Source organism: Labrys sp. Lb11, assembly GCF_057554225.1.
In genome coordinates, this window is the sequence record NZ_BAAJOT010000006.1 from 29,736 (window position 1) to 54,332 (window position 24,597).

Consider the following 24,597-nt stretch of genomic DNA (forward strand, 5'->3'; position numbering starts at 1 on the left):
TCACAACGACGAAGACATGCGTCATCGAAGTTGATCTATCGAGCAACCGGGATTTGCGAGCACCTTTCGCTCCGTCCCGTTATCGTTTCCCGGCCTCCTCGAGGATCAGCGCGCTCATGCGCTCGGCGATCATGATCGTCGGCAGGTTGGTGTTCGCCCGGGGGGTGAACGGCATGACCGATGCGTCGCAGACGCGCAGCCCCTCGACGCCGACGACACGGCCCGAGGGATCGACGACCGTGTCCGGGTCTGCGGGATCGCCGATGCGGCAGGTGCCGGACGCGTGCCAGACACCGTGCGCCTTCTCGCGCACGAAGGCTTCCAGGAGTTCGTCGTCGGCAAGGAGTTTCTCCACCGGCGCGTCCTCGGTCACCACGTGCTTGAGCAGCATGCGCCGCATCCAGGCCGGGCCGTCCAGGGCCGTGGCGAGGATGCGGGTCAGCACGTAGTTCTTGGTGCTGACGATGCCGAGGTCGCGGATGCGCTCGGTGTAGCTCGTCGGGAAGGGGTCGTTCGTCGCCGCCTTCATGCTCGGCGTCTCGTAGAGGCGCGCGATCAGGCGGATGCCGGCCTTCAGCCGCGCGATGTCCCGATAGTCCGACAGGAGCCCGAACTCCACATGCGGCTCGACGTCGGGGGAGGGGCTGTCCAGCGAGACGAAGCCGCGCGAATGCGCCTTGTTGATCCACGTCATCAGCGAGCCGATCCGCTCGCCGACCGGGTGCCAGCCGGTCTTGGCCATGGCCACCATGTACATGTCGTTGGGCAGGCCTTCGGGAACGCCGGAGGAATAGCGCAGCGCCACGTGGATGTGGCGACGCTGGTTGGTCCTCGCCAGCCGGGCATGGGGGGCGATGTGCGATGAGATGGAGATGGTCGGATGTTCCTGGAGGTTGCGGCCGACGCCGGCCCGCGCCGCCACCACCGTGATGCCGAGCTTGCGCAGGGCTTCCCCCGGCCCGATGCCGGCCCGCAGCAGCATGGCGGGGGAGTGGAGGGCGCCCGAGGACACGATGGTCTCCCCGGCGAGGATGCGCGCCGGGCCGTCGGGCGTCGCCACTTCGACGCCCGTGATGCGGGTTCCCTCGACGACGAGGCGCTTGGCCGTGGTGTTCGACCAGATTTCCAGATTGTCCCGCCGCCGCGCCGCATTGTCGAGGTAGGCGATGGCGGTCGATACCCGGCGGTCGTAGACGTTGGAGATGGCGACGGGGAAGTACCCGTCCTCGAACTCGGCATTCTGGTCGCGCAGGGCCTTGAAGCCCGTCTCGTCGAAGGCCCGCGCGGCGGCATGGGCGAACTCCGGCCACACCTCCGGATAGATGCGGCGGATCGGCAGAGGCCCGCTCCTGCCGTGCATGGGGCCGTCGAAATCGAGATCCCGCTCGGCCTTCTTGAAGAATGGCAGCACGTCGGCCCAGCTCCAGCCGGCGGCGCCGTTGCGGGCCCAGTCGTCATAGTCGTCGGGCGTGCCGCGATTGGCCTGCATGTCGTTGAGGCTGGAGCCGCCGCCCATCAGGCGGGCCTGCTCGTAGCGGCGCAGCGAGCGCTGGCCCGGGTCGTTGTGCGGCACCGGCTGCAGGGAGACGCGCAGATCGGCCCAGATGTTCCTGGCGTTGAAGTAGGCGATGCGCGGATAGCTGTCGAGGATGTCGGGGTCCACGCGATCCGGCGGCGTGTCGCGGCCGGCTTCGACCAGGATCACCCTGTGCCGGCCGTTCTCCGACAGCCGGCTCGCCAGCACGCAGCCGGCGGAGCCGCCGCCGACGACCACGAAATCACAGTTCACAACCCTGGACATGGATCAGTTCTCGTGCACGAACTTGGTGACCAGATAGGACTCCAGGCCCTCCGTGCCGCCCTCGAGCCCGTAGCCGCTCTGCTTGACGCCGCCGAAGGGGGTCTCGGCGGCGCTTGCCGCGAAGGTGTTGACGCCGACGATCCCGACCTTCAGGCCGCGGACGATGCGCCGGGCCGTCCTCGAGGATTCCGTCAGCGCATAGGCCGCCAGCCCGTAGGGGATGTCGTTGGCGGCCGCGATCGCCTCGTCGAGATCGCGGAACGGAACCAGCGCCGCCAGGGGTCCGAAGGGCTCTTCCTGCATCACGCGGGCCCGGGCCGGCACGTCCGCCAGCACGGTCGGCTGGAAGAAGAAGCCCTGGCCCTCGAGCCGGGAGCCGCCCGCTTCGAGCTTCGCGCCCGAGGCCACCGCATCCTCGATCAGGCGCTCCAGCGCCGGCGGCCGGCGCCGGTTGGACAGCGGCCCCATCTGGCTCGTCGGATCGAGGCCGTCGCCGACCCTGATCGCGCGGGCGCGCTCCGAAAAGCCGGAGACGAAGGCGTCGTAGATCCGATGGTGGACGAAGAACCGGGTGGCGGAGGTACAGACCTGGCCGGCGTTGCGGAACTTCGCCGGCACGGCCAGATCCAGCGCCCGGTCGAGCTCGACGTCGTCCATGACGATGACCGGGGCGTGGCCGCCGAGCTCCATCGTCAGGCGCTTCAGCCCGCCGGCGGCCAGGCGCGCCAGCTCGCGGCCCACCTGGGTCGAGCCGGTGAAGGAGACCTTGGCGATCGCGCGGGCCGCCATCAGCCGTTCCGAGATGTGGGCGGGCCTGCCATAGAGGACGTTGATCGCGCCGGCCGGCAGGCCGGCTTCGACGAGGCATTGCGCCATCGCCAGCGGCGTGGCCGGCGTTTCCTCCGCAGGCTTCAGCACGACCGTGCAGCCGGCGGCCAGGGCGGCCGCCACCTTCTTGGCCGCTGTCACCGCCGGAAAGTTCCAGGGCGACATGGCGGCGATCGGGCCGACCGGCTCCTTGAGCGCGATCATCCGCGTGTTCGCCGGGCTGGGAATCACCCGGCCATAGGCGCGCCGGGCCTCGTCCGCGAACCAGTCGAACACGTCGGCTGAAAAGGCGAGCTCGCCCCTGGCTTCCGCCAGGGTCTTGCCGTTTTCCAGCGTCAGCGTCCGCGCCGTCGCCTCGATGCGCTGGCGCATCAGCGCTGCGGCGTCGCGCAGGATGCGCGAGCGCTGCGCCGGCGCCGCTTCGCTCCAGGCGGCGAAGGCGCCGTCCGCGGCGGCGACGGCGGCATCCACGTCCTGGTCGGAAGCGACGGGCAGGCGGGCGAGCTGCGCGCCGGTGGCCGGATTGACGACGACGTCGTCGGCGAACGCGCCGGCCTGGCGGGAGGCTCCCGCGACGAGAAGGTCTGGCTGCTGGTACATGGAAGGCTTCAGTCGGTTTCAATTGATTATTTAAAACACATATTTCACTTTCTGCTCAAGCAGCAATTGCGCCGTTGCCGGAGGCGCCCGAGGTCGACATGCCTGCCGCTGCCCGATGATTCCCGCGCTGGGTCCGGCTGCATATGCCGGGCGAGGGCACCGTTCGCCGCCTGGCGAAGGGCAGGTCCAGCGGCCCGGGCGAGGGGAGCGTTTCAAGCGCTGTTTCCTGGCCCGGGAAGGGCTTGACGGTCAGAAAAACATTTGTTTGAAATAATGGTATGAAACAATCTGTCGTGCGTCTCGCGCGGCGGTTCGCGCAAGCGGGTTTCGACGGCAGGCGGGACATGCCGACAGCCGATCATGCCGAACCGGCGCCGCCGATGCGGTGACAGGAGCCAGGGATTGCAAGCCGCAGAGCTTGAAGCCTTCCTTCCAGAGGAGTCGATGAATGCGTCCTATCAACGTCATCGCGGGCATCGGCGCCATGCTGTGCGCCGCCACGGCTCCCCTTGCCGGCGCGTGGGCCGAGGAGCCGGTCAAGGGTGGCACCGTCACGTTCCTGATGTCGCCCCCGCCGCAGATCCTGACGTCGGCCATCACCACCGCCGGCGCCGAGCAGGTCGTGTCGTCGAAGATCTCCGACAGCCTCTTCACCTATGACTTCGATCTCAATCCGAAGCCCCTGCTGGCCGAAAGCTACGACGTCAGCGATGACGGTCTCAAGGTCACGTTCCGCCTGCGCAAGGGCGTGAAGTGGCACGACGGCGTCGAATTCACCTCCGAAGACGTCGCCTATACCGCCATGGAGGTCTGGAAGGTCCTGCACGGGCGCGGGCGCACCATCTTCGGCAACGTCACCGCGGTCGAGACGCCCGACAAATACACGGCGGTGTTCGTCCTGAGCCGCCCCTCGCCGGGCATGCTCAAGAGCCTGGCGGCCCAGCAGGCCCAGATCCTGCCGGCCCATCTCTACAAGGGCAAGGACGTGCTGACCAATCCGGCCAACCTGAAGCCGATCGGCACCGGCCCGTTCCGTTTCGTGTCCTTCACGCCCGGCGACAATCTCGTGCTCGAGCGCAACCCCGACTACTGGGACCAGGGCAAGCCCTACATCGACAAGCTCGTCTTCCGCTTCATCCCGGATGCCGCCACCCGCGCCGCCGCGCTCGAGGCCGGCGAGGCGCAGGTCGCCCCGCAGAACCTGGTGCCGATGGCCGATCTAGAACGCCTCCAGGCCAGCGGAGACTTCGAGGTCACGACCAAGGGCTACGAGTTCCAGAACGAGATGGAGATGATCGAGTTCAACCTCGATGATCCCGTGATGAAGGACATCCGCGTCCGCAAGGCGATCGCCCATGCGATCGATCGCGACTGGATCGTCGAGAACATCTTCTTCGGCTACGGCAAGTCCGCCAAGACGCCGCTCCATCCCCAGCTTTCCGCGCTCTATGACCCGGCGGACGTCCCGCAATACGACTTCGATCCGGAGAAGGCCAAGGCCTTGCTCGACGAGGCCGGCTACAAGCCGGACGCCAAGGGCATCCGCCTGAAGCTGGTCGTCGATCCCCTGCCGTATGGCGAGCACCAGCAGAGCATTGCCGCCTATATGCGCGAGGCCCTGCGCAATGTCGGCATCGACCTGGAGGTCCGCGCCCAGGACTTCGCCGGCTTCGTCAAGCGCGTCTACACCGACCGCGACTTCCAGTTCACCGTCAACCTCTTGACCGGCGGCTCCGACCCGACGATCGGCACCCAGCGCACCTTCTGGACGCCGAGCTTCAAGCCGGGCGTCGGCTTCTCCAACGGCTCGCACTATTCCAATCCGAAGATGGACGAGATCCTGGTAGCCGCGGCCAGCGAAATGCAGGCGGACAAGCGCAAGGCGCTCTATCACGACTTCCAGAAGCTGGCGATGGAGGACCTGCCGGTGTTCCCGCTGACCGCCGTGGAGAGCACCACGATCGCCAGCAAGCGCCTGAAGAACCACACGATCGACGCGAACGGCACCTACAGCAACTTCGCCACCGTCTATCTGGAGCCGGCAAAGTAGGCGACATGGCCGGCCGCAGCCGCGCGAGGCACGGCGGCTCCGGCCTCACCGCGACACCCGGGTCTTCCCTTCCCCTTGCGGGGAGGGATAAAGGGTGGGGGTCCTAAAGGATAAGACGAGCCCTTCGCCTATGGGCCCCACCTCCCTGTCCCTCCCCGTCGATCTCGGGTGGTCCCGAGATCGGCATCCTGGATGGCAAGTCGGATATATCCGACCTGCTCGGGGGGAGGGGCCGGCAGGCGCCACGCCTGAAACGATGACCTGCGAACGAAGGCTGAGGCAGCCTCACGTCGAACGCGAGCGAGGGCCGACATTGGACCGGCAGTTCTGGACCTATCTGGGGTGGCGCCTGATCCAGTCGCTGGTGATCGTCGCCATCGTCGTCGTCGGCTGCTTCCTGCTCCTGCACATGGTCCCCGGCGACATGGTGGACGTCCTCGGCGGCCAGCGCGGCGACATGGACGCCGAGCTGATGGCCGCCCTGCGCGCGCGCTACGGCCTGGACCAGCCGGTCGCCGTCCAGCTCCTGCACTATGTCGGCAACGTCCTGCGCGGCGACCTCGGCTACTCCTACCGCAATGCCAACGACGTGCTCGCGCTGGTCCTGCAGCGCCTGCCGGCGACGGTGCTCCTGGTCGTCTGCTCGGTCATGACCGCCGTCTTCTTCGGCACGATGGCCGGCGTCCTGGCCGCGCGCCACGCCCATCGCCTGGTCGACGTCGTCATCTCGATGATCGTGCTGGTCTTCTACGCCACGCCGATCTTCCTGACCGGCCTCGGCCTGATGATCGTCTTCTCCGTCAAGCTCAAGCTGCTGCCGATCGGCGGCCTCGTCACGCCCGGAGCCGATCTGGGCTGGATGGAGACGGTCGGCGACGTGGCGGCCCACCTCGTCCTGCCGGTGCTGTCGCTGTCGCTGTTCTACATCGCGATCTATGCCCGGCTGGCGCGCGCCTCGATGCTGCAGGTGCTGGACCAGGACTATATCCGCACCGCCTACGCCAAGGGCCTGAGCACCGCCAACGTGATCATCGGGCACGCCCTGCGCAACGCCCTCCTGCCGGTGGTGACCATGGTCGGCCTGCAGATCGCCGAGCTGTTCGGCGGCGCGGTGCTGACTGAGACCATCTTCAGCCTGCCGGGCGTCGGGCGCCTCGCCTATGACGCGGTGTTCGAGCGCGACTACCCTCTCATCCTCGGCGTATTGCTCGTCTGCTCCTTCATCATCATCGCGGTCAACCTGGTCATCGACATCATCTACACGCTGCTCGACCCGCGCGTGGAAATCAGCCGGTAGCGGGGCGGACCGATGCTGCGCCGCGTCCTCGTCTCCCCCGCCGGCCTGATCGGCCTCGCCGTCCTCGTCCTGATCGTCGGCATGGCGGTCGCGGCGCCCTATCTCTTCCCGAAGGGACCGTGGACGCTGGTCGCCCGTCCCTATCTCTGGCCGGGCCAGCGGGCCGGCCTGCCGTTCGGCACCGATGCGCTCGGGCGCGACATCCTCGCCGGCATCTTCTACGGCTCGCGGGTCTCGCTGCTGGTCGGCATCGTCGCCACGCTCTGCGCCCTCGTGGTCGGCATCGCCGTCGGCGCGGTGGCCGGCTATTTCGGCGGCGTGGCGGATGCGGTGCTGATGCGCGTCACCGACGCGTTCCAGACCATTCCCGGCTTCCTGTTCGCGGTGGTGCTGGTGTCGATCCTGTCGCCGTCGATCTCGACCATCATCTTCGCCATCGCCATGGTGTCGTGGCCGCCCGTGGCGCGCCTGACCCGCGCCGAGGTGCTGCGGGTGCGCGAAAGCGAATATGTCCAGTCCTGCAAGGTGATCGGCATGTCGGCGCCGCGCATCATCCTGACCCAGGTCCTGCCCAATTCGCTCTCGTCGGTCGTGGTGGCGGCGGCCGTCCTGGTCGCCACCGCGATCATCACCGAGGCGGGCCTCTCCTTCCTCGGCCTCGGGGATCCCAACGTGATGAGCTGGGGCACGCTGATCAACATCGGCCGGCCGTCGATCCGCACGACCTGGTTCATCTGCATCATTCCCGGCCTCTTCGTCGTGCTGACGGTGCTGGCGCTGAACCTTCTCGGCGACGCCGTCAACGATGCCCTCAACCCGCATCTGCGAAAGCGCTGAGCGATGACGGCGCTTGAGCATGCCCCGAAGGCCGAGCCCCTGCTCGAGGTCAGGAAGCTGTCGATCCTGCTCCGGCAATCCGGGCGCCGCCAGGTCCGCGCCGTCGACGAGGTCAGCTTCTCGATCGGCGTCGGCGAAACCCTGGCGCTCGTCGGGGAGTCCGGGGCGGGAAAGTCGCTGACGGCGATCGCGCTGATGCGCCTGCACGATGCCCGGTCCATGGGCGTCGAGGCCGAGAGCATCAGGCTCGACGGACGCGAGCTGAGCCGCATGACGGACGGCGAGATCCGCAAGGTGCGCGGCTCGACCATGGCCATGATCTTCCAGGACCCCCTGTCGGCCCTCAACCCCGTCCTGACCGTCGAGAGGCAGCTCACCGAGGCGATCCTCCTGCACAACGCCATGTCGCGGGCGCAGGCGCGGCGGCGCGCGCTGGAACTGCTCGACATGGTGCGCATCCCGGCTGCGGCCTCCCGGCTCGGCGAATATTCGCACCGCCTCTCCGGCGGCATGCGCCAGCGCGTCATGATCGCCATGGCGCTCGCCGGCAACCCGAAGCTGATCCTGGCGGACGAGCCGACCACGGCGCTCGACGTCACCATCTCCGCCCAGATCCTCGATCTCCTGAAGGAACTGCAGCGCGAGCTCGGCGTCGGCATGCTGTTCATCACCCACGACCTGCACGCGGTGCGCGCCGTCGGGCATCGGGTCGCGGTGATGTATTCGGGCCGGATCGTCGAGACCGGCGACATCGGGACGGTGTTCGCCGGCCCGCGCCATCCCTACACCGACGGCCTCTTGTCGGCGCGACCGCATGGCAGCTTCTCGCGCGACGGCCACCGCCTGCGGGAAATCCCGGGCACGGTGCCGGCTCCGGCGGACCGGCCGCCCGGTTGCGCCTTCGGTCCGCGCTGCCCCCGCAGGTCAGCCGAATGCGAGACGCGCCGGCCGCTGCTGCAGGAGCGGGGACGCTTGGGCTTTGCCTGCCATCACCCGCTCGAGGAGGTGCCGGCGTGACCACGCGTCTTCGGATTTCGGACCTGGTCGTCCGCCACCGCTCGCGCCGCGGCACGGTCCATGCCGTGGCCGGCGTCAGCCTGGATGTCGCGGCCGGCGAAACGCTCGGCCTGGTCGGCGAGTCCGGCTGCGGCAAGTCCAGCCTCGCCCGTGCGATCGTCGGGCTCAACACGCCTGCCTCCGGCTCGCTGTCCGTCAACGGCGAGGTGGTGGACGTGCGCCGCCGCGCCGGGCTGGCGCGCGACATCCAGATGGTCTTCCAGGACCCCTACGGCTCGCTCAACCCACGCCTGACCGTTCGGGAGCTGGTCGAGGAGCCGCTGAAGGTGCACCGCCTGCGCACCGGGGCGGAGCGGCGGGAATGGGTCGGGGCGCTGCTCGAACGCGTCGGCATCCCGCGGACCATGCATGACCGGCTGCCGCACCAGCTTTCCGGCGGCCAGCGCCAGCGCGTCGGCATCGCGCGGGCGCTCGCCCTGGAGCCGAAGATCCTGATCTGCGACGAACCCGTCTCAGCCCTCGACGTGTCGGTCCAGGCGCAGGTGCTCAACCTCCTGGTCGAGCTGCAGCGCGAGCAGGGACTGTCCTACCTCTTCATCTCGCACGACCTCGACGTCATCCGTTACGTCTCCCACTGGATCGCGGTGATGTATCTCGGCGTCATCGTGGAAATCGGACCGGTGGAACGGGTATGGTCGGCGCCGATGCATCCCTATACAAGGGCGCTGATGCGGACCACGGACAATGCGCGGATGGATGGCGGGCCCGACGTCAGGCTGAACAGCGAGCTGCCGAACCCGCTCTCGCCGCCCGGCGGCTGCCGGTTCCGGACACGCTGCCCGCTCGCCGTCGAAATCTGCACGCGGCAGGCGCCGGACCTGCTCGAGGCGGAGGCGGGCCACCGCGTCGCCTGCCATCGCGCCGGCGAGTGGTCCGCCCTGGTGTCCGCCGCATAGTCGAAGGAGCGCCGAAATGTCCGCCGACCGCAGCACATCTCCCTCGCTGTCGCACTGGGGCGCCTTCGAGGCGCATGTCGCGCAGGGCCGTCTGGTCGGCGTGACGCCGTTCGCCGGGGACCCTCATCCCAGCGGGCTCATCGAAGCCTGGCCGGAGATGGTCTACGCGGACAATCGCGTCGCCCGCCCGTCCATCCGTCGCGGCTGGCTGCGCACCGTCGCGCGCGGCCTGCCGCATCCGGGCCATGGCCGCGGGGCCGAGCCCTTCGTCGAGGTTCCCTGGGACGAGGCTCTGGACATGGTCGCCTCCGAAGTGGACCGGGTGCGCAAGACCTATGGCAATCCGGCGATCTTCGGCGGCTCCTACGGCTGGTCCAGCGCCGGCCGGCTGCACCATGCCCGCACGCTGATCCATCGCTTCATGGGAGCCGTCGGCGGCTGCACCGGGCAGGTCACGAACTACAGCTACGGCGCGGCCATGCGGCTGCTGCCGCATATCTTCGGCGACGACGCCACGGTCGCCGGCCCGGTCACCGACTGGGCCTCGATCCTCGATCATTGCGAGGCGTTCGTGGCGTTCGGCGGCATCGCGGCGAAGAACTGGCAGATCCAGTCCGGCGGCGCCGGGCTGCATCCCTTCGCGGACTTCATGCGGCAGGCCGCGGCGCGCGGCATCCGCTTCACCAACGTCTCGCCCCTGCGCGGCGACACGGAGGCGGAGATCGGCGCCGAGTGGCTGCCGATCCGGCCGGGGACCGACATGGCGCTGATCCTGGCGGCCGCCCATGTCGTGCACGCCGGCGGCGCGACCGACCGTGACTTCGTCGGGCGCTATTGCACCGGCTTCGAGCGCTTCGAGGCCTATCTCACCGGCGAGGTCGACGGCACGCCCAAGACGCCCGAATGGGCGGCGCCGATCACCGGCATCCCGGCGGCGGCGATCGCGGCCTTCGCCGAGGGACTGATCGGCCGCCGGGTGATGCTGAGCGCGGCCTGGTCGCTGCAGCGCGCCGAACATGGCGAGCAGTGCTATTGGGGCCTGGCGACGCTCGCCGCCATGCTCGGCCAGATCGGCCTGCCCGGCGCCGGCGTCGCCTTCGGCTACGGCTCGATGAACGGCATGGGCAATCCGGTCTACGACCTGCCGATCTCCGGCCTGCCGGCGATCCGGCGGGAGGGGGACCTCAAGATCCCCGTGGCGCGGGTCGCCGACCTGCTGCTCTCGCCCGGCCAGGCCGTCGACTTCGACGGAACCCGGTTCGTCTATCCCGACATCAAGCTGGTCTATTGGGCCGGCGGCAATCCGTTCCATCACCACCAGGACCTGTTCCGCCTGCAGGCGGCCTTCCAGCGGCCGGAGACCGTGGTGGTGCACGAGCCCTGGTGGACGGCGACCGCGCGCCATGCCGACATCGTCCTGCCCGCCACCACGGCGCTCGAGCGCAACGACATCGGCGGCTCCTCGCGCGATCCCTATCTCTTCGCCATGCACAAGGCGATCGAGCCGGTCGGGGAGGCGCGCGATGACTATCGCATCTTCAGCGACCTGGCGGATCGGCTGGGCGACGGCGAGGCCTTCCACCGGAACCGCAGCGAGCAGGAATGGCTGCGCGACATCTATGCCAGGTTCTGCGAGCGCATGGCGGCGCGGGGCTTCAACCCGCCCGACTTCGACGCCTTCTGGGAGGCCGGCCATGTCCGCATCCCCGATCCGCAGCGGCCCTTCACCCTGTTCGAGGAATTCCGCCGGGATCCCGGCGCCCATCGGCTGGCGACGCCCTCCGGCCGGATCGAGCTGTTCTCGCAGACCGTCGCCGATTTCGGCTACGGGGAGTGCCCCGGCATGGCGGTGTGGCGCGAGCCCTCCGAATGGCTCGGCAGTCCGCTGGCAGGGCGCTTCCCGCTGCACATGATCTCGAACCAGCCGCCGGACAAGCTGCACGGCCAGATGGACGCCAGCCGCCTGAGCCGGGCCAACAAGGTGAGGGACCGGGCCGGCCTGTTCATGAACCCCGCGGACGCGGCGGCGCGCGGGCTTGACGAGGGATGCCTCGTGCGCGTCTTCAACGATCGCGGCGCCTGCCTCGCCGGCCTCAGGATCTCGGATGCGATCATGCCCGGCGTGGTCTGCCTGCCGACCGGCGCGACGTTCGAGCCGATCCCGGACGGGGCCGGCGGAACGCTGGAAAACCACGGCAACCCCAATGCCCTGACCAAGGATGTCGGCACCTCCCGGCTGGGGCAGGGCTCGAGCGCCCAGACCTGCCTCGTCGAGGTCGAACGGCACCAGGGCGCCGTGCAGCCGATCCGGGTCCTCGGCCAGCCGCGCTTTGAGGCAGCGTGAGGGCTCGGCCGCTCTATTGGCCGAGAGATCCCGGTTTCCCAAGCACCGCGTCGACGTATTCGCCGGCGTTGACCGCAAAGGGATTGACGATGGTGACGCCCTCGAGAGTTCGACCAGCCTGTCCGTCCTCCGAAAGGAGAATTCGGCAGTCGTGTTTCTTGGCCGTTGCCCAGATCATGGCATCCCCGAATGACCATCCATGGTGGATCACCGCATCCATGGCATCTGTCAGGCAAGTTTCGTCCGCAGCAACGACAGGCAAGGCATCTTGCCATTGCCGGACGATTTCGGCCGCTTTGGACACCGGAATCTTGAGCTTCGGCTCGGAAAGGGTGCGGAACAGGTCAGCGAGAGACTGAAGAGTCAGGATGCAGTCACGTCCCCGTGCCCGTCGAGCGATGTCGACCGCGATACGATGTTTGTCGCCGGCATCGCGGTCAATGGCATAGACGAGCAGATGGGTGTCGAGGGTGAAGCGCATCGATCACCGCTCATGGAGGCTGTCACGGTCAAATGGCTGGCCTCCAAGAGGCAGGCCCTCCTCAAGCGTCGACAACAGGCGCTCCCAGGCCAGGGATCGGGCTTCATCGGTTGAATGCAGATTGACGGGAGTCAGCTGCGCGACGGCATTGCCTGGCGCGTGATGATCACGGTCTCGCCTCCCGCTGCCTGTCGGAGGATTTCCGAGAACTGGCGGTTGGCGTCGGCTGCCGACACAAACGAGGCATCATTTCCTTCAGGTAGTTATGTCACTACAACAGATCCCCGTTCAGTTCTGTCAAGAGAGATGCAGTGATTTCACGATATTGACGGAGGTGCCTCCGGTCGGACCGACCCATCCCTCACGCATCCGAGCCGCTGTGCCGCAGGCCGTCATGGCTGTCCGCCAGCTCCGCCACGGTGATCGGCCGGGCGGGAAAGCGCAGGCTCGGCCGTTCGTTCAAGATCGGGGGCAGGCGGCCGGCGAGTTCGCTGGCCAGGGACAGGGTGCATTGCCGCCCCTGGCACGGCCCCATGCCGCACCGCGTCGCCGCCTTGACGGAGCGCGAGCCGTCGGCGCCGGCCGCGATCGCCGCCCGCACCATGCCGAGTGTCACCTCCTCGCAGCGGCACAGGAGCGTGTCGTCCGGGGCCCCGGCGGGCAGCAGCGTCGGCGCGTAATAGGCATCGACGAAGCGGCGGGCCGCGCCGAGGCGCCGGCGCCGGGCCAGGAGCGGCGCCGCGGCGCTGCGATAGCGCTGCTCCGCGCAGACGCCGAGGGCGAGGGCGGCTTCCAGGGCCGCGAGCCTGCCGCTGATGGTGGCCTGATATCCGCCGGCGATGGCGACGGCGTCGCCGGCCACCCAGACATCCTCCGCGCCGATGAGCTTCGTCGCGCCGATGGTCTGCGTCTCGTAGCAGTGCAGCGCCTCGTTCCAGGCGGTGCTGCCGCCGAAGGCGACCGCGAGATTGTCGTTCGGCACGACGCCGTCATGCAGGGCGACGAGGTCCGCGGCGACCTCGTGGGTCCGGCCGCCGGCGCGGAAGGCGAGGGCCTCGGCCCGGTCCGTTCCGAGGATCCGGAGGGCGCTGGCGCCGGTGTGGACGGGCACGCCCAGTCGGCGAACCCCGGCGACGAGCTTCAGCCCCTTGAGGAGCAGAGAGGGATCGAGCGCCAGGCCCGCGGCGGCGGGCAGGGCCCGCAGCAGCCGCGCCGCCGGCGTGGTCTGGACGATCGCCGCGGGCCGGGCTCCGGCCTGGGCCAATTGCAGGGCGCACAGCAGCAGCAGCGGACCGTTGCCCGCCAGCACGTAGCGGCCGGCCGGGACGCAGTTGCTGCCCTTCAGCAGCGATTGCAGGGCTCCTGCGGTCAGGACGCCAGGCAGGGTGTTGCCGGGAACCATCGCCGGGCGTTCCATCGAGCCTGTGGCGAGGATGACGGCCTTGGCGTGCAGCTTTCCGGTCCGTCCGCGATGGCTGAAGCACAGGAACTTGCCGTCGCGGCCCCAGGCCGCCGCCCCGGCCAGGTGCACCGCGCCGCTGGCGCGGAACCGCGCGGCGAGCGGGGCGCCCCAGTTTTCGTGGAAGCGATGGTCCGAACCGGTGATGCCGCGCAGGATCTGTCCGCCGACGGCCGGCTGGTCGTCGAGGACCGCTACCGTCAGGCCATGCGCCCTCGCCTCGACGGCTGCCGCCATGCCGGCCGGGCCGGCGCCGACGATGGCGAGATCGAACCGGTCCCCGCTCATGCGAGGCTCCGGCGGATCGTCATGCCGTCGCTGACCGGCGTCAGGCAGGCCTGCACATTGCTGCGCCCGTCGATGTCCACCGTGCACTCGAAGCAGGCGCCCATCAGGCAATAGGGGCCGCGCGGCCGGCCCGAGGGCGAGCGGCGGGTGGCGGTCAGGCCGTGGCGCAGCAGGCAGGCGGCGACGGTCTCTCCCTCGAGCGCCGTCAGGGTGACGCCGTCGACCGTCAGCATCACCCGGCCGCGGGTCTGGTCAAGCGGGCGAAACAGCATCGAAGCGCTCGGCGGAGAGGGAGGAGACGGCGTCCGGCAGGCTGTCGGCGGCGATGGCCGGGCCGATCACGGCGGCATGGACCGCTGTCAGGGTGATGCCGCTGTGGCAGGCCACCGCATAGGCGCCGGGGCAGGTCGAGGACCGGGCGTAGACCGGCCGTCCGTCCGCCGGCATGACCCGGATGGCGCCCCAGCTGCGCAGCACCCGGGACGAGGCCAGGAAGGGAAACTCCGCGACGGCCCGCCGGGCGTGGGAGGCCATGACCGGCAGGGTGGTGGCAGGCGTCACGAGGCCCTCCTCGTGGCTGTTGCCGAAGATCACGCTGCCGCAGCGCGCCTGGCGTGTGGTCGGCGTCGGATAGAGGATGCTGCGATCGAGGCGCTCCGTCACGACGATCTGCCCCCGGACGGGGCGCAGCGGCACGCTCATGCCCGCCGTGGCCGCCAGGGCCTGGGTGGCGAGCCCGGCCGCAACCACCACCCTGTCGGCTCTCAGCCTGAAGTCGCGCCCGTGCACGGTCAGGTGCGAGCCGTCCATCCCCACGGCCTCGGCGCGGGTGTCGCGCCGGATGACCACGCCCAGCGCGGCGCAGCGCGTCCGCAGCGCGCCCATGAGCAGGAGTGGATTCACATGGCCGTCGGACGGGCACCAGCTCGCGCCCAGCACCGCCGGGCCGACGCAGGGCATCTTCTCGCGCACGAACGCCGCGTCGACCAGCTCCACGTCGTTGTCCGGTCCGAGCTGGCGGGCGATCCGCGTCACCATGGCGCGCCGCGCTTCGACCTCGGCTTCGTCCAGGCAGAGGCTCAGCCCGCCGCGGCGCTCATATTCGACGTCGATGCCCGTCGTCGCCGCGAGCATCGCGGCGAATTCCGGCCACATGGACGCCGAGCGTCGCGACCATCGGGCGTAGGGCGGATGGTCCGCGCCCTTGCTCTGCACCCAGATCAGCCCGGCATTGCCGTGGGACGCGCGGTTGTCGGCGTCGCCGCCGTCGAGGACGGTCACCTCCAGGCCGGACGAAGCCAGGCCGAGCGCGATGGACAGGCCGACGATGCCGCCGCCGATGACGATGCCGCGACCGGACACGGCCTAGGCCTCCCGGGGATGCCTGCGGGGCACGATCGCGCCGGCGAGCCAGTCGACCATGGTGACGATGTCGAAGACCGGGATCCGGAAGCGGGCCGCCAGGGCGGAGGAGCAGGGCGGCATGTTCGCGCATTCCAGCACCAGCGCCGCGACGTCCGGCTCGCGCGCCAGGAGGCGGTCGGCGGCTTCGATCACCTCGTCCTGCAGCATCGCGGGATCGGCGGGCGCGTTCTCGGCGATCATCTTCCAGAACACGCCGTCGCGCGGCAGCCCTTCCATGGGCGGGGCGTCGTCGATGCCGACCGCGGCGAGGTGGCGGGGCGTGAGGCGCGCGGCGTCCATGGTCAGCACGCCGACGCGGCGGCCGCGGCCGAGCAGCCGGCGGACGAGCGGGACCTGCAGCAGGCTCGATGTGGCGACGGGAACGGGCAGGCGATCGGCCAGATCAGGCTGGTAGAGGGCGAGGAAGCCGCAGGTCGTCGCGATCGCGGCGCAGCCCTCGTCGGCCAGCTCGTGGCCCGCCGCGACGAAGGCGTCGAGCAGGCCCTCCGCCTGCCCGTCGATGACGCGCAGGGCGCTCGCCTCGCGCACGGTCCGGTAGCGCACGGGGAAGGGCCATGTCCTGGCGTTGCCGGCATCGCCGGGAATGCGCTCGAAGGCGGTGTCCAGCACCAGAACGCCGATATGGTGTTCCGACACGGTCCTATCCATGGTCTCTTCCCTCGGGAGACGGCGTCCGGCGGAGACGATGCCCGGAAATCAGGTAGGCCGGCTTGGCTGGATCAAGTCCGGCCATGACGGGCTGAAAGGTCTCGCCCATCGAGAACCGGACTCCCTGGCTCCCGGCTGCGGCCTCGACGGACGGCGCCTGCCGCTACTCCGCCGCGATGCCGAGCGAAGCCTTGGGCAGGCCGTAGCGGGCCGTCAGGCCGAGGCGGTCGACGATCTCGATGCCGCGCTCCAGCGCCGGACCCTGCAGCGCGGTCAGCGGACGGCGCAGGTCGCCGGCCGGCAGGCCGATCGCCCGCATCAGCGACTTCACGGCGACGGGGTTGATGGCCGAATAGGTGTAGTGGAGCAGCGGCAGCAGCCTGAGATAGGCCTCGCGGAAGGCCATGGCGTCGCCGTCGTTCCGCCAGGGCCGGGACAGGGCCGCGATCTCGGCGGGCGCGATGTTGCCGGTCATGTTGGCGGTGCCGTGGCCGCCGAGCGTCATGGTCGGCACGACGAGGCCGAGATTGGGCGAGTCGCAGCACATCACCGAGACGTCGGGATTGCCGGCCAGCACCTGCGCCACCTGGCCGACCCGGCCGGTCGACTCCTTGTGGACGACGTAGTTCGGGTGCTTGAACAGGCGCAGCAGGGCCTCGTGTCCGAGGTCGGTCTTCACCCGCGGCGGATTGTTGTAGATGCCCATGGGCAGCTCGACCGAGTCCGCCGCCTCCAGGAAATAGCCTTCGATGTCGGCCTCGGGCGCGCAGATATAGGCCGGCGCCGCCAGGATCGCGCCGTCGGCGCCTTCGGCCTTGGCGAAGCGCAGCATGTCGATGGTGCTCGCCGTGTCGCCGCCCGTGCAGCCGTAGAACAGCTTCATGGCGCCGCTCTTCATCTTCGCGGTGCGCGCGATGATCTCGCGCCGCTCGTCGCGGCTGAGCATGGAGATTTCGCCGGTCGAGCCGAGAATGAGCACGGCGGAGGTGCCGTTGTCCCGCTGGAACTTGAGCAGGGCCTCGAACGCCGCGAAGTCCACGGTGCCGTCCTGATTGAACGGCGTGATCAGGGCGACGAACGAACCTTCGATCCGCATTTTCGTCATCTGAGATGGCCCCCTTCATGGAACCCGGAGCGCCGGGTCCGACGGTATCGATCCTTCGATTGAAACGTATATTTGAAATGCTCGTTCGTCAATCCGGATGGCCGTATGCGCGCCGGAGAGGGCGCTGGGTGAAGGCCGCGATATCGGGAGAAGATGAAAATGACGGAGTTTCGAGGGGCGGCCGGGCCGGACGCGCTCACCTCGCGCTCGCCGCAGCGACGCGCTGCTCTGCCATCCCTGAGGCGCGCCGCGGAGGCTGCGGCCCCCGGCGGCGCGGAAACCGTGCCGCCGGGCGGGGCCGTTCCCCCCGCCCGCGTCAATCGCCCGGAAGCCGCACGAGCCGGGTCGAGGACGGGTCGCCGTGTCGCTCGATCCTCTCGGGCGAAAGGTTGCGGCCGGCCCGGCGAAAATGATCCGCGCCGGCGCCCTGTCCAGACCGGGCGTCATGAAACAGCGACAATTCCGCGGCGCGGCGGCTGGACGGGTGCGTTGACCGGCCGCGCCGGATCGCGTCGGGCCCGGAGCGGGAAGGCGGCGGACGGCGTCACGCCCGGCCGATGACAGGTCTCCGGCTGGAGCTGTCGATATGATCACATCTTTCTCTGTCTGATCACGCGGGAAGAGGTTCGGCTGTCGTGCCGGAACCGCTGCCTTGGCGCCGGGCCGTGTCGAGCAGGGCGGTGATGGTGGACGGATCGAAGCCGCCGATGCCTTCGCGGATGTCGGCGCCGATCGCGGCGGCGGCCGCCGCCCGGTCGCGCTTGCGCAGGGCCAGGATGATTTCCTGGTGCCGGTCGACGACGTAGAGCTCGGCGACGTGTTCCATCGCAATGCCCAGGATCGGGCCGAGCCGCAGCCACAGGCTTTCGATCATCGGCAGTGCGACGCGTTCGGGACTGGCGGTGTAGATGGCGCGGTGGAACGCCTGGTTGGCCAGCAGGGCGCCGACCTTGTCGCGTCGCAGGATGGCATGGTCGATCGCGTGGTCCATCTCGACCAGGCCGTCGATCTGGCGTTCGGTGATATGGGCCACGGCCCGCTCGGCCGCGTGCTGCTCGAGCGTGATGCGCAGGGCGATCAGCTCCTCGAACAGCGTCGCCGTCACCATCGGCACCTGGACGCGGCGGTTTTCCAGGAGCTGCAGCGCGCCGATGGAAATGAGCTGGCGCAGCGCCTCGCGGACCGGGGTGGAGCTGCTGTCGAGCGCCTGGGCAAGGCCCCGGATGGTGAGGGACGTGCCGGGCCGGAACGCCCCGACCATGATGGCCTGACGCAGCCGCAGGAAGGCATAGTCATGGGTGGTCATGCCCTCGGCCTTGGCCAGGGGCGGCAATGTCACCGTCCGCAACGCGTCCCGCCTCTCCATGTGTCGTTCGCCCTGTCTAGTCCGCCTCCAGGCTTGCTTCCATCGGAAAATGATGTCACAAGAGATATAAATGTGATCACAAAAAAGAGACCCGGACAATGCCGACCGATGGCCGCGACCCCAGCGCGCTCGAGACCTGGTTCAACGAGAACGGGCCGATCGAGAGCATCCAGGCCGTGGTCTGCGATCTCAACGGCATCATGCGCGGCAAGCGCGTGCCGGTGAGCCAGGCGGCCAAGGTGCTCGGCGGCGGCATCCGCATGCCGCTGTCGATCGTCGGCGTGGACGTCTGGGGCGAAGACATCGTCGGCAGCGAGCACGTCTTCGCCAGCGGCGACACGGACGGCATCTGCGGCGCGACCGGGCGCGGGGTGCTGCCGGTGAACTGGACGTCGCGGCCGAGCGCGCTGGTGCCGCTCTGGCTGTTCCTGGAGAGCGGCGAGCCCTTCCTCGCCGACCCGCGCCAGGCCCTCGCCGCGGTGGTGCGCGAATATGCCAAGCTCGGCTGGCGGCCGGTGGTCGCCACCGAGATGGAATTCTACCTGATCGATCCCGAGCCCGACAGCGCCGTGCCGCCGATCTCGCCCTACACCGGCAAGCGGCTCGATTCCGACGCCATCCTGTCGATCGACGAGCTCAACGACTTCGGCGAGTTCCTGTCCGACGTCTACGCCGAATGCGCCCGGCAGAACGTCTCGGCCGACGCGGCGATCGCCGAGAACGGCATCGGCCAGTTCGAGATCAACCTGATGCACAGCGACGATCCGCTCAAGGCGGCGGACGACGCGATCCTGTTCAAGCGCATCGTCAAGGGCGTCGCCCGCAAGCACGGCCTGGCCGCGACCTTCATGGCCAAGCCCTACGGCACGCGCTCGGGCAACGGCATGCATGTGCATTTCAGCCTGATCGACACCGACGGCCGCAATATCTTCGACGACGGTTCCAGGGAGGGCTCTCCGGTGCTGCGGCATGCGGTGGCCGGGCTGCTGCGCGGCATGGCCGAGACGACGCTGCTGTTCGCGCCGCACTTCAACTCCTACCGGCGGCTGCGCCCGGACACCCACGCGCCGACCACCGTCGCCTGGGGCTACGAGAACCGGACTGCGGCGGTGCGCATTCCCGGCGGCAACCCGGCCGCGCGGCGCATCGAGCATCGCGTCGCCGGGGCGGACGCCAATCCCTACCTCGTCGTCGCCGCCATCCTCGGCGCCGCGCTGATCGGCATCCGCAACCAGTGGACGCCGCCGCCGGACATCACCGGGCGGGCCCATGCCGCGCACGCGCCGAAGATCCCGGCGGAATGGGGACAGGCGGTCACCGCCTTCGAGACCGGCGAGATCGCCGCCGAGATCTTCGACCCGGCCCTGCGCTCCATGCTCGTGGCCTGCAAGCGCCAGGAGATCGCCGGCTTCGCCGAGCAGGTCACCGACTACGAGTTCGCAGCGTATCTCGAGATCGTCTGAGCCCCTCCCTCCGGCGCGGCGGATCGGTGCGCCGCTCCGCCCGCCTTCGATCGAGCGGCGCCCCCGGCCCATCGGCGGGCCGGCGCCCCGTCAGGACAACGAACCCATGTCTTTCCAGACCGCGACCATCCGGGCGCCCGCCGCCGCCGTGTCTTCGGCCAGCGGCCATGCGCCGTCCTACTATGCCGCCACCGCGATCGGCGCCTGGCCCCGCCCGGCGCTGCGCGGGGCGGTCAGCGCCGATGTCTGCGTCATCGGCGCCGGCTTCACCGGCATTTCGGCGGCGCTCGAGCTCGCCGAGCGCGGCCTGTCGGTCGTCGTGCTCGAGGCCGTGCGCATCGGCTTCGGCGCCTCCGGCCGCAACGGCGGCCAGATCGTCAACGGCTACAGCCGCGACCTCGACGTCATCGAGGGCCGCTACGGCGCCGAGGCCGCCAAGGCCCTCGGCGCCATGGCGCTGGAGGGCGGCGACATCATCCGCCGCCGCGTCGCGTCCTACGGCATCGCCTGCGACCTAGTGCCGGGCGGCTTCTTCGCCGCCTTCACCGACAAGCAGCTGCGCGAGCTCGACCACCAGAAGCGCACCTGGGAGCGCTACGGCCATGGCGGCCTGGTGCGGGTCGACCGCGCCGACCTGCCCGGCATCGTCGCCTCGGATCGCTACGCCGGCGGCATGGTCGACCTCAAGGGCGGCCACATCCACCCGCTCAACCTGGTCCTCGGCGAGGCGGCCGCCGTCGAGCGGCTCGGCGGGCGCATCCACGAGAACTCGCCCGTGGTCGCCGTGGAGCCGGGGGCGGCGCCGGTGGTGCGGACCCGCGAGGGCTCGGTCTCGTGCAGCTATGTCCTGGTCTGCGGCAACGCCTATCTCGGCGATCTCCTGCCCGAAATCGGCGGCAAGATGATGCCGGTCTCCAGCCAGGTGATCGCCACCGAGCCGCTCGACGCAGCCTTGATCGAGGAGATCCTGCCGAAGAACTATTGCGTCGAGGATATGAACTACATCCTCGATTATTACCGGCGCACCGCCGACAACCGGCTGCTCTTCGGCGGCGGCGTCGTCTATGGCGGCCGCGACCCGGCCAGCATCGAGGCCAAGATCCGGCCGCATCTGGCGGGGACCTTCCCGCGTCTCGCCAAGGTCCGCTTCGACTATGCCTGGAGCGGCAACTTCGCCCTGACCCTCACCCGCATTCCGCATGTCGGCCGGCTGTCGCCGACGGTCTACTTCTCGCATGGCGACAGCGGCCACGGCGTCACCACGACCCACCTGCTCGGCAAGGTCCTGGGCGAGGCGGTGGCCGGCCAGGCCGGCCGCTTCGACGTCTGGAGCGCCTTGCCCTACCACCCGTTCCTGGGCGGCAAGACGCTGCGCGTGCCCATGACCGTGCTCGGCTCCTGGTGGTACGGCCTGCGCGACCGGCTCGGCCTCTGACGCCGCATGCGGGAGTTCGACGTCGCCACGGGCGGTGACCCGCGCGTCGAGGCCGAGGTCGCGCACGGCACGGTCGAGGCGGTTTCTTCGCCGCGCCTCCTGTTCTTTGCAGTGCAGGGGCTCCCCGAATGCGATATCGAGGATGAGGCTTCGGCGGCGGTCTTCTCGGACTTCTCCGATCCCGTCCGCCGGAACTGAGGCGGAGAGCGGAGGCAGCCCGCCGCCGGGCGGCGCCGTCCGGACAATCAAGGAGGAGCACGATGTTGCAGAAGCGCAAGTTCTTCATCGGCGGCGAATGGGTCGATCCGGTGGTGCCGAACGACCTGGAGGTGCTCGACCCCGCGACGGAGAAGCCGATCGCGGTCATCTCGATGGGCTCGCAGGCCGATATCGACAAGGCCGTGGCCGCCGCCAAGAAGGCCTTCGCCACCTATTCCAGGACCAGCCGGGAGGAGCGGCTGGCGTTGCTCGAAAGGCTCCTGGACATCTACAAGCGCCGCTACGAGGAAATGGCCCAGACCATCACGCTCGAGCTCGGCGCGCCGATCAGCATGAGCCGCGCCCAGCAGGCGGATGTCGGCGTCGGCCATCTCCAGGGCTTCATCGACGCCCTGCGGCACCTGAAGGAGCGCGAGACCCTGCCGAACGGCGACACGGTGCTGCGCGAGCCGATTGGCGTTTGCGGACTGATCACGCCGTGGAACTGGCCGATCAACCAGATCGCGCTCAAGGTCGTGCCGGCGCTGGCGGCGGGCTGCACCTGCGTGCTGAAGCCGAGCGAGTTCACGCCGCTCAACGCCATGCTCTATGCCGAGATGGTCGAGGAGGCGGGCTTTCCCGCCGGCGTCTTCAACCTGGTGAACGGCGACGGCATTCATGTCGGCGCCGCGCTGTCCCGGCACAAGGACGTCGACATGATGTCCTTCACCGGCTCGACCCGCGCCGGCATCGCCGTCAGCAAGGATGCCGCCGACACGGTCAAGCGCGTGGCGCTGGAACTCGGCGGCAAGTCGCCGAACCTGGTCTTCGAGGACGCCGACCTGGAGGACCGCGTCACCGGCAGTGTGCTGGAATGCTTCAACAATTCCGGCCAGTCCTGCGACGCGCCGACGCGCCTCCTGGTACAGCGTTCCGTCTACGACAAGGTTCTGGACATCGCCGAGCGGGTCGGCAAGGCGGCCGCTGTCGGCGACCCCAAGCAGGAGGGCGAGCATATCGGCCCGCTGGTCAGCGACGTGCAGTTCGGCCGGGTGCAGGCGCTGCTCGAGGCCGGCGTCGCCGAGGGCGCACGGCTCCTGGTCGGCGGCCCCGGCAAGCCGGAGGGCTACGAGACCGGCTATTACGTCAAGCCGACCATCTTCGCCGATGTCGATCCGACGATGCGCATCGCCCGCGAGGAGATTTTCGGCCCGGTGCTGTCGATCATCCCCTTCGATACCGAGGAGGAGGCGATCGCGCTCGCCAACGACACCAGCTACGGCCTCGCGGCCTACGTGCAGACCGGCGACGAGCGGCGGGCCGAGCGCGTCGCCGGCCGCCTGCGCGCCGGCATGGTGCACATCAACGGCGGGCCGCACCGCTACGGCAGCCCGTTCGGCGGCTACAAGCAATCCGGCAACGGTCGCGAGGGCGGCGTCTTCGGGCTCGAGGACTTCCTGGAGATCAAGACCCTGCACCGTCCCTGAGAGCCGGCGCGGCCGGATCCATCGTCCGGCCGCATCCCGGGCTGCCGAACGGCCTCCGAGCGGAGAGCCGGGCGATTGTGTGCCTCCCCGCGCACATCGCGGCTGCGGGCCGTCTTCCGTATGCCGCCTCGACATCGTAGCCTGTCGCGATCTGCCCTTGAGTTATGCTGCTCGACGGCACGGGGACGAACGGGAATGGCGACGTTTCGGGGTACGGCGGGCAATGACGTCCTGATCGGCGACATCGGCGCCGACGACATGCCGGGCCTGGCGGGAGACGACATCCTGTTCGGCCTGGAGGGGAGGGACCGGCTCGACGGCGGCAGCGGCGACGACGCGCTGGACGGCGGCGAGGGAGACGATGCGCTGCTCGGCGGCCTCGGCAACGACGTGCTGCGCGGCGGCGAGGGCAATGACACGCTGAACGGCGGCCTCGGCGACGATGTGCTGCGCGGCGGCAGCGGCATCGACGTGGCCGCCTATACCATGCTCGCCTCCGGCGTCACCGTCAGCCTTGCGATCACCACCGCGCAGGATACGGGCGGGGCGGGGATCGACACGCTGATCGACATTGAGAACCTGACCGGATCGGCGTTCGCCGACACCCTGACCGGCAATGACCTTGCCAATGTCCTGCGCGGCAATGCCGGCGACGATGTGCTGGACGGCGGCGGCGGTGAAGACCGGCTCAGCGGCGGCGCTGGACAGGACGTCCTGATGGGCGGCAGCGGCAACGACCTGCTGCTCGGCGGCGAGGGCAACGACCAGCTGGATGGCGGCGACGGCAACGACGAACTGATGGGTGGCGACGGCGACGACTACATCAGCGACGAGGCCGGCGCGGATATCATAAAGGCGGGTGCCGGCAATGACACGATCGTCGTCGACGGCTACGGCGGCGACATCGTCCTGGCCGGCGACGGCAATGACAGCGTCGACGCGGGCTATGGCGGGGCCGCGGTCCATGGCGGCGCGGGCGACGACCACATCTCGGCCAGGCTCGACGGCCCGGGCTCCTTTGGCCGCTCCAAGTTCTTCGGTGACGATGGCGACGACATCCTGACCGGCTATGAGGGCAACGACATCCTCGACGGCGGCGCGGACAACGACAGCCTGTCGGGCGATTTCGGGAATGACAGGCTGACGGGCGGATCGGGCGCCGACGTGTTCATCTTTTCCGTGCTGTATCGTTACTGGGACACGGGCTTCGGCGGCCGGGACGTCGTCACCGACTTCAATCCGCTCGCGGGAGATCGTTTCTCCCTGCCCAGGGACAAGGCTTTCTCCACCCGGTCGTCGCCGCTGGACGCAGATGGCGATGGTCGGGCTGACGACGTCGAACTCACCTGGTCCGACGGCACCGTGGTGATCCTGAACGGGTCGCAGTGGACGCTGGAGCAATATAACGGTTGGGTCGTGATTGCCTGATGAAGGCACCGCCTCCGCGGTCCTCCGGATGCGGCTCGTGGCGGCCTGACTGCAGGCCCTGGTCACAACCCCGTGTTGTCGCCG

The 24,597-nt window shown here is 69.4% G+C and carries 21 protein-coding genes; 11 read left to right on the forward strand and 10 right to left on the reverse strand.

Translation table 11 applies throughout. The features are described 5' to 3' along the window. Positions 1–79: 79 nt before the first annotated feature. Positions 80–1,801, reverse strand: a complete 1,722-nt coding sequence (locus AC27L4_RS22155; protein WP_487144544.1) for a GMC family oxidoreductase — start codon at positions 1,799–1,801, stop codon at positions 80–82. Positions 1,802–1,804: 3 nt separating this feature from the next. Further along, the gene (locus AC27L4_RS22160) at positions 1,805–3,229 is read right to left on the reverse strand and encodes an NAD-dependent succinate-semialdehyde dehydrogenase (RefSeq protein ID WP_487144545.1); all 1,425 of its coding nucleotides are present in this window, start codon (positions 3,227–3,229) and stop codon (positions 1,805–1,807) included. Between the two features lie 448 nt (positions 3,230–3,677). Between AC27L4_RS22160 and AC27L4_RS22165 the strand changes: the two genes are divergently transcribed. The 6 genes from AC27L4_RS22165 to AC27L4_RS22190 all read left to right on the forward strand — a co-directional run bounded on the left by AC27L4_RS22165 (position 3,678) and on the right by AC27L4_RS22190 (position 11,730). Next, positions 3,678–5,279 carry an ABC transporter substrate-binding protein gene (locus tag AC27L4_RS22165; protein ID WP_487144546.1) on the forward strand — a complete coding sequence of 534 codons (1,602 nt, stop codon included), beginning with the start codon at positions 3,678–3,680 and terminating at the stop codon, positions 5,277–5,279. Positions 5,280–5,592: 313 nt separating this feature from the next. Then, positions 5,593–6,576: an ABC transporter permease gene (locus AC27L4_RS22170; protein ID WP_487144547.1), complete on the forward strand. Its 984-nt coding sequence runs from the start codon at positions 5,593–5,595 to the stop codon at positions 6,574–6,576. 12 nt (positions 6,577–6,588) lie between these two features. After that, positions 6,589–7,413, forward strand: a complete 825-nt coding sequence (locus tag AC27L4_RS22175) for an ABC transporter permease (RefSeq protein WP_487144548.1) — start codon at positions 6,589–6,591, stop codon at positions 7,411–7,413. A 3-nt stretch (positions 7,414–7,416) separates the two neighbouring features. Then, positions 7,417–8,430, forward strand: a complete 1,014-nt coding sequence (locus AC27L4_RS22180) for an ABC transporter ATP-binding protein (RefSeq protein WP_487144549.1) — start codon at positions 7,417–7,419, stop codon at positions 8,428–8,430. Next, positions 8,427–9,386: an ABC transporter ATP-binding protein gene (locus AC27L4_RS22185; RefSeq protein WP_487144550.1), complete on the forward strand. Its 960-nt coding sequence runs from the start codon at positions 8,427–8,429 to the stop codon at positions 9,384–9,386. Before AC27L4_RS22180 ends, AC27L4_RS22185 begins: the two co-directional genes overlap by 4 nt. A 16-nt stretch (positions 9,387–9,402) precedes the next feature. Further along, on the forward strand, positions 9,403–11,730 hold the full coding sequence (locus tag AC27L4_RS22190) for a molybdopterin-dependent oxidoreductase (RefSeq protein ID WP_487144551.1): 2,328 nt from the start codon (positions 9,403–9,405) through the stop codon (positions 11,728–11,730). A gap of 13 nt (positions 11,731–11,743) precedes the next feature. On the opposite strand, the gene AC27L4_RS22195 is transcribed toward AC27L4_RS22190, so the two are convergent. From AC27L4_RS22195 to AC27L4_RS22230, 8 genes are all read right to left on the reverse strand, one after another. Continuing rightward, positions 11,744–12,211, reverse strand: a complete 468-nt coding sequence (locus tag AC27L4_RS22195) for a PIN domain-containing protein (protein WP_487144552.1) — start codon at positions 12,209–12,211, stop codon at positions 11,744–11,746. Between the two features lie 131 nt (positions 12,212–12,342). After that, positions 12,343–12,447: a type II toxin-antitoxin system Phd/YefM family antitoxin gene (locus AC27L4_RS22200; protein WP_487144553.1), complete on the reverse strand. Its 105-nt coding sequence runs from the start codon at positions 12,445–12,447 to the stop codon at positions 12,343–12,345. A 125-nt stretch (positions 12,448–12,572) separates the two neighbouring features. Further along, a complete protein-coding gene (locus AC27L4_RS22205) occupies positions 12,573–13,958 on the reverse strand; it encodes an FAD-dependent oxidoreductase (RefSeq protein ID WP_487144554.1) in 1,386 nt (461 codons plus the stop codon). Beyond that, complete coding sequence (locus AC27L4_RS22210; protein ID WP_487144555.1) at positions 13,955–14,230, reverse strand: (2Fe-2S)-binding protein; 276 nt, start codon at positions 14,228–14,230, stop codon at positions 13,955–13,957. Before AC27L4_RS22210 ends, AC27L4_RS22205 begins: the two co-directional genes overlap by 4 nt. Next, positions 14,211–15,320 carry an NAD(P)/FAD-dependent oxidoreductase gene (locus tag AC27L4_RS22215; RefSeq protein WP_487144556.1) on the reverse strand — a complete coding sequence of 370 codons (1,110 nt, stop codon included), beginning with the start codon at positions 15,318–15,320 and terminating at the stop codon, positions 14,211–14,213. Before AC27L4_RS22215 ends, AC27L4_RS22210 begins: the two co-directional genes overlap by 20 nt. A gap of 3 nt (positions 15,321–15,323) precedes the next feature. Beyond that, a complete protein-coding gene (locus AC27L4_RS22220) occupies positions 15,324–16,031 on the reverse strand; it encodes an aspartate/glutamate racemase family protein (RefSeq protein ID WP_487144557.1) in 708 nt (235 codons plus the stop codon). A 163-nt stretch (positions 16,032–16,194) separates the two neighbouring features. Beyond that, positions 16,195–17,136, reverse strand: a complete 942-nt coding sequence (locus tag AC27L4_RS22225; RefSeq protein WP_487144558.1) for a 4-hydroxy-tetrahydrodipicolinate synthase family protein — start codon at positions 17,134–17,136, stop codon at positions 16,195–16,197. A 610-nt stretch (positions 17,137–17,746) separates the two neighbouring features. Beyond that, positions 17,747–18,484, reverse strand: coding sequence for a GntR family transcriptional regulator (locus tag AC27L4_RS22230; protein ID WP_487145232.1), 738 nt, complete (start codon positions 18,482–18,484; stop codon positions 17,747–17,749). A gap of 116 nt (positions 18,485–18,600) precedes the next feature. Here AC27L4_RS22230 and AC27L4_RS22235 point away from each other — a divergent pair, with 116 nt between their 5' ends. The 5 genes from AC27L4_RS22235 (at position 18,601) to AC27L4_RS22255 (ending at position 24,513) form a co-directional block, all read left to right on the forward strand. Next, entirely contained in the window at positions 18,601–19,965 is a 1,365-nt protein-coding gene (locus AC27L4_RS22235; RefSeq protein ID WP_487144559.1) for a glutamine synthetase family protein, read from the forward strand. A 106-nt stretch (positions 19,966–20,071) separates the two neighbouring features. Then, positions 20,072–21,400 carry an NAD(P)/FAD-dependent oxidoreductase gene (locus tag AC27L4_RS22240; RefSeq protein WP_487144560.1) on the forward strand — a complete coding sequence of 443 codons (1,329 nt, stop codon included), beginning with the start codon at positions 20,072–20,074 and terminating at the stop codon, positions 21,398–21,400. 6 nt (positions 21,401–21,406) lie between these two features. After that, a complete protein-coding gene (locus AC27L4_RS22245; protein ID WP_487144561.1) occupies positions 21,407–21,598 on the forward strand; it encodes a hypothetical protein in 192 nt (63 codons plus the stop codon). Positions 21,599–21,660: 62 nt separating this feature from the next. After that, the gene (locus AC27L4_RS22250) at positions 21,661–23,085 is read left to right on the forward strand and encodes an aldehyde dehydrogenase family protein (protein ID WP_487144562.1); all 1,425 of its coding nucleotides are present in this window, start codon (positions 21,661–21,663) and stop codon (positions 23,083–23,085) included. A 195-nt stretch (positions 23,086–23,280) separates the two neighbouring features. Further along, positions 23,281–24,513 (forward strand): calcium-binding protein, encoded by a 1,233-nt coding sequence (locus AC27L4_RS22255; protein ID WP_487144563.1) that lies wholly within the window; start codon positions 23,281–23,283, stop codon positions 24,511–24,513. Positions 24,514–24,597: the final 84 nt, after the last annotated feature.

Bases quoted from the DNA above. Each gene is read 5' to 3' on its own strand.
- AC27L4_RS22205 (WP_487144554.1), bottom strand. From the start codon at position 13,958: ATGAGCGGGGACCGGTTCGATCTCGCCATCGTCGGCGCCGGCCCGGCC.
- AC27L4_RS22255 (WP_487144563.1), top strand. From the start codon at position 23,281: ATGGCGACGTTTCGGGGTACGGCGGGCAATGACGTCCTGATCGGCGAC.
- AC27L4_RS22225 (WP_487144558.1), bottom strand. From the start codon at position 17,136: ATGACGAAAATGCGGATCGAAGGTTCGTTCGTCGCCCTGATCACGCCG.
- AC27L4_RS22220 (WP_487144557.1), bottom strand. From the start codon at position 16,031: ATGGATAGGACCGTGTCGGAACACCATATCGGCGTTCTGGTGCTGGAC.
- AC27L4_RS22235 (WP_487144559.1), top strand. From the start codon at position 18,601: ATGCCGACCGATGGCCGCGACCCCAGCGCGCTCGAGACCTGGTTCAAC.
- AC27L4_RS22175 (WP_487144548.1), top strand. From the start codon at position 6,589: ATGCTGCGCCGCGTCCTCGTCTCCCCCGCCGGCCTGATCGGCCTCGCC.
- AC27L4_RS22165 (WP_487144546.1), top strand. From the start codon at position 3,678: ATGCGTCCTATCAACGTCATCGCGGGCATCGGCGCCATGCTGTGCGCC.
- AC27L4_RS22250 (WP_487144562.1), top strand. From the start codon at position 21,661: ATGTTGCAGAAGCGCAAGTTCTTCATCGGCGGCGAATGGGTCGATCCG.
- AC27L4_RS22190 (WP_487144551.1), top strand. From the start codon at position 9,403: ATGTCCGCCGACCGCAGCACATCTCCCTCGCTGTCGCACTGGGGCGCC.
- AC27L4_RS22195 (WP_487144552.1), bottom strand. From the start codon at position 12,211: ATGCGCTTCACCCTCGACACCCATCTGCTCGTCTATGCCATTGACCGC.
- AC27L4_RS22210 (WP_487144555.1), bottom strand. From the start codon at position 14,230: ATGCTGTTTCGCCCGCTTGACCAGACCCGCGGCCGGGTGATGCTGACG.
- AC27L4_RS22180 (WP_487144549.1), top strand. From the start codon at position 7,417: ATGACGGCGCTTGAGCATGCCCCGAAGGCCGAGCCCCTGCTCGAGGTC.
- AC27L4_RS22155 (WP_487144544.1), bottom strand. From the start codon at position 1,801: ATGTCCAGGGTTGTGAACTGTGATTTCGTGGTCGTCGGCGGCGGCTCC.
- AC27L4_RS22160 (WP_487144545.1), bottom strand. From the start codon at position 3,229: ATGTACCAGCAGCCAGACCTTCTCGTCGCGGGAGCCTCCCGCCAGGCC.
- AC27L4_RS22245 (WP_487144561.1), top strand. From the start codon at position 21,407: ATGCGGGAGTTCGACGTCGCCACGGGCGGTGACCCGCGCGTCGAGGCC.
- AC27L4_RS22240 (WP_487144560.1), top strand. From the start codon at position 20,072: ATGTCTTTCCAGACCGCGACCATCCGGGCGCCCGCCGCCGCCGTGTCT.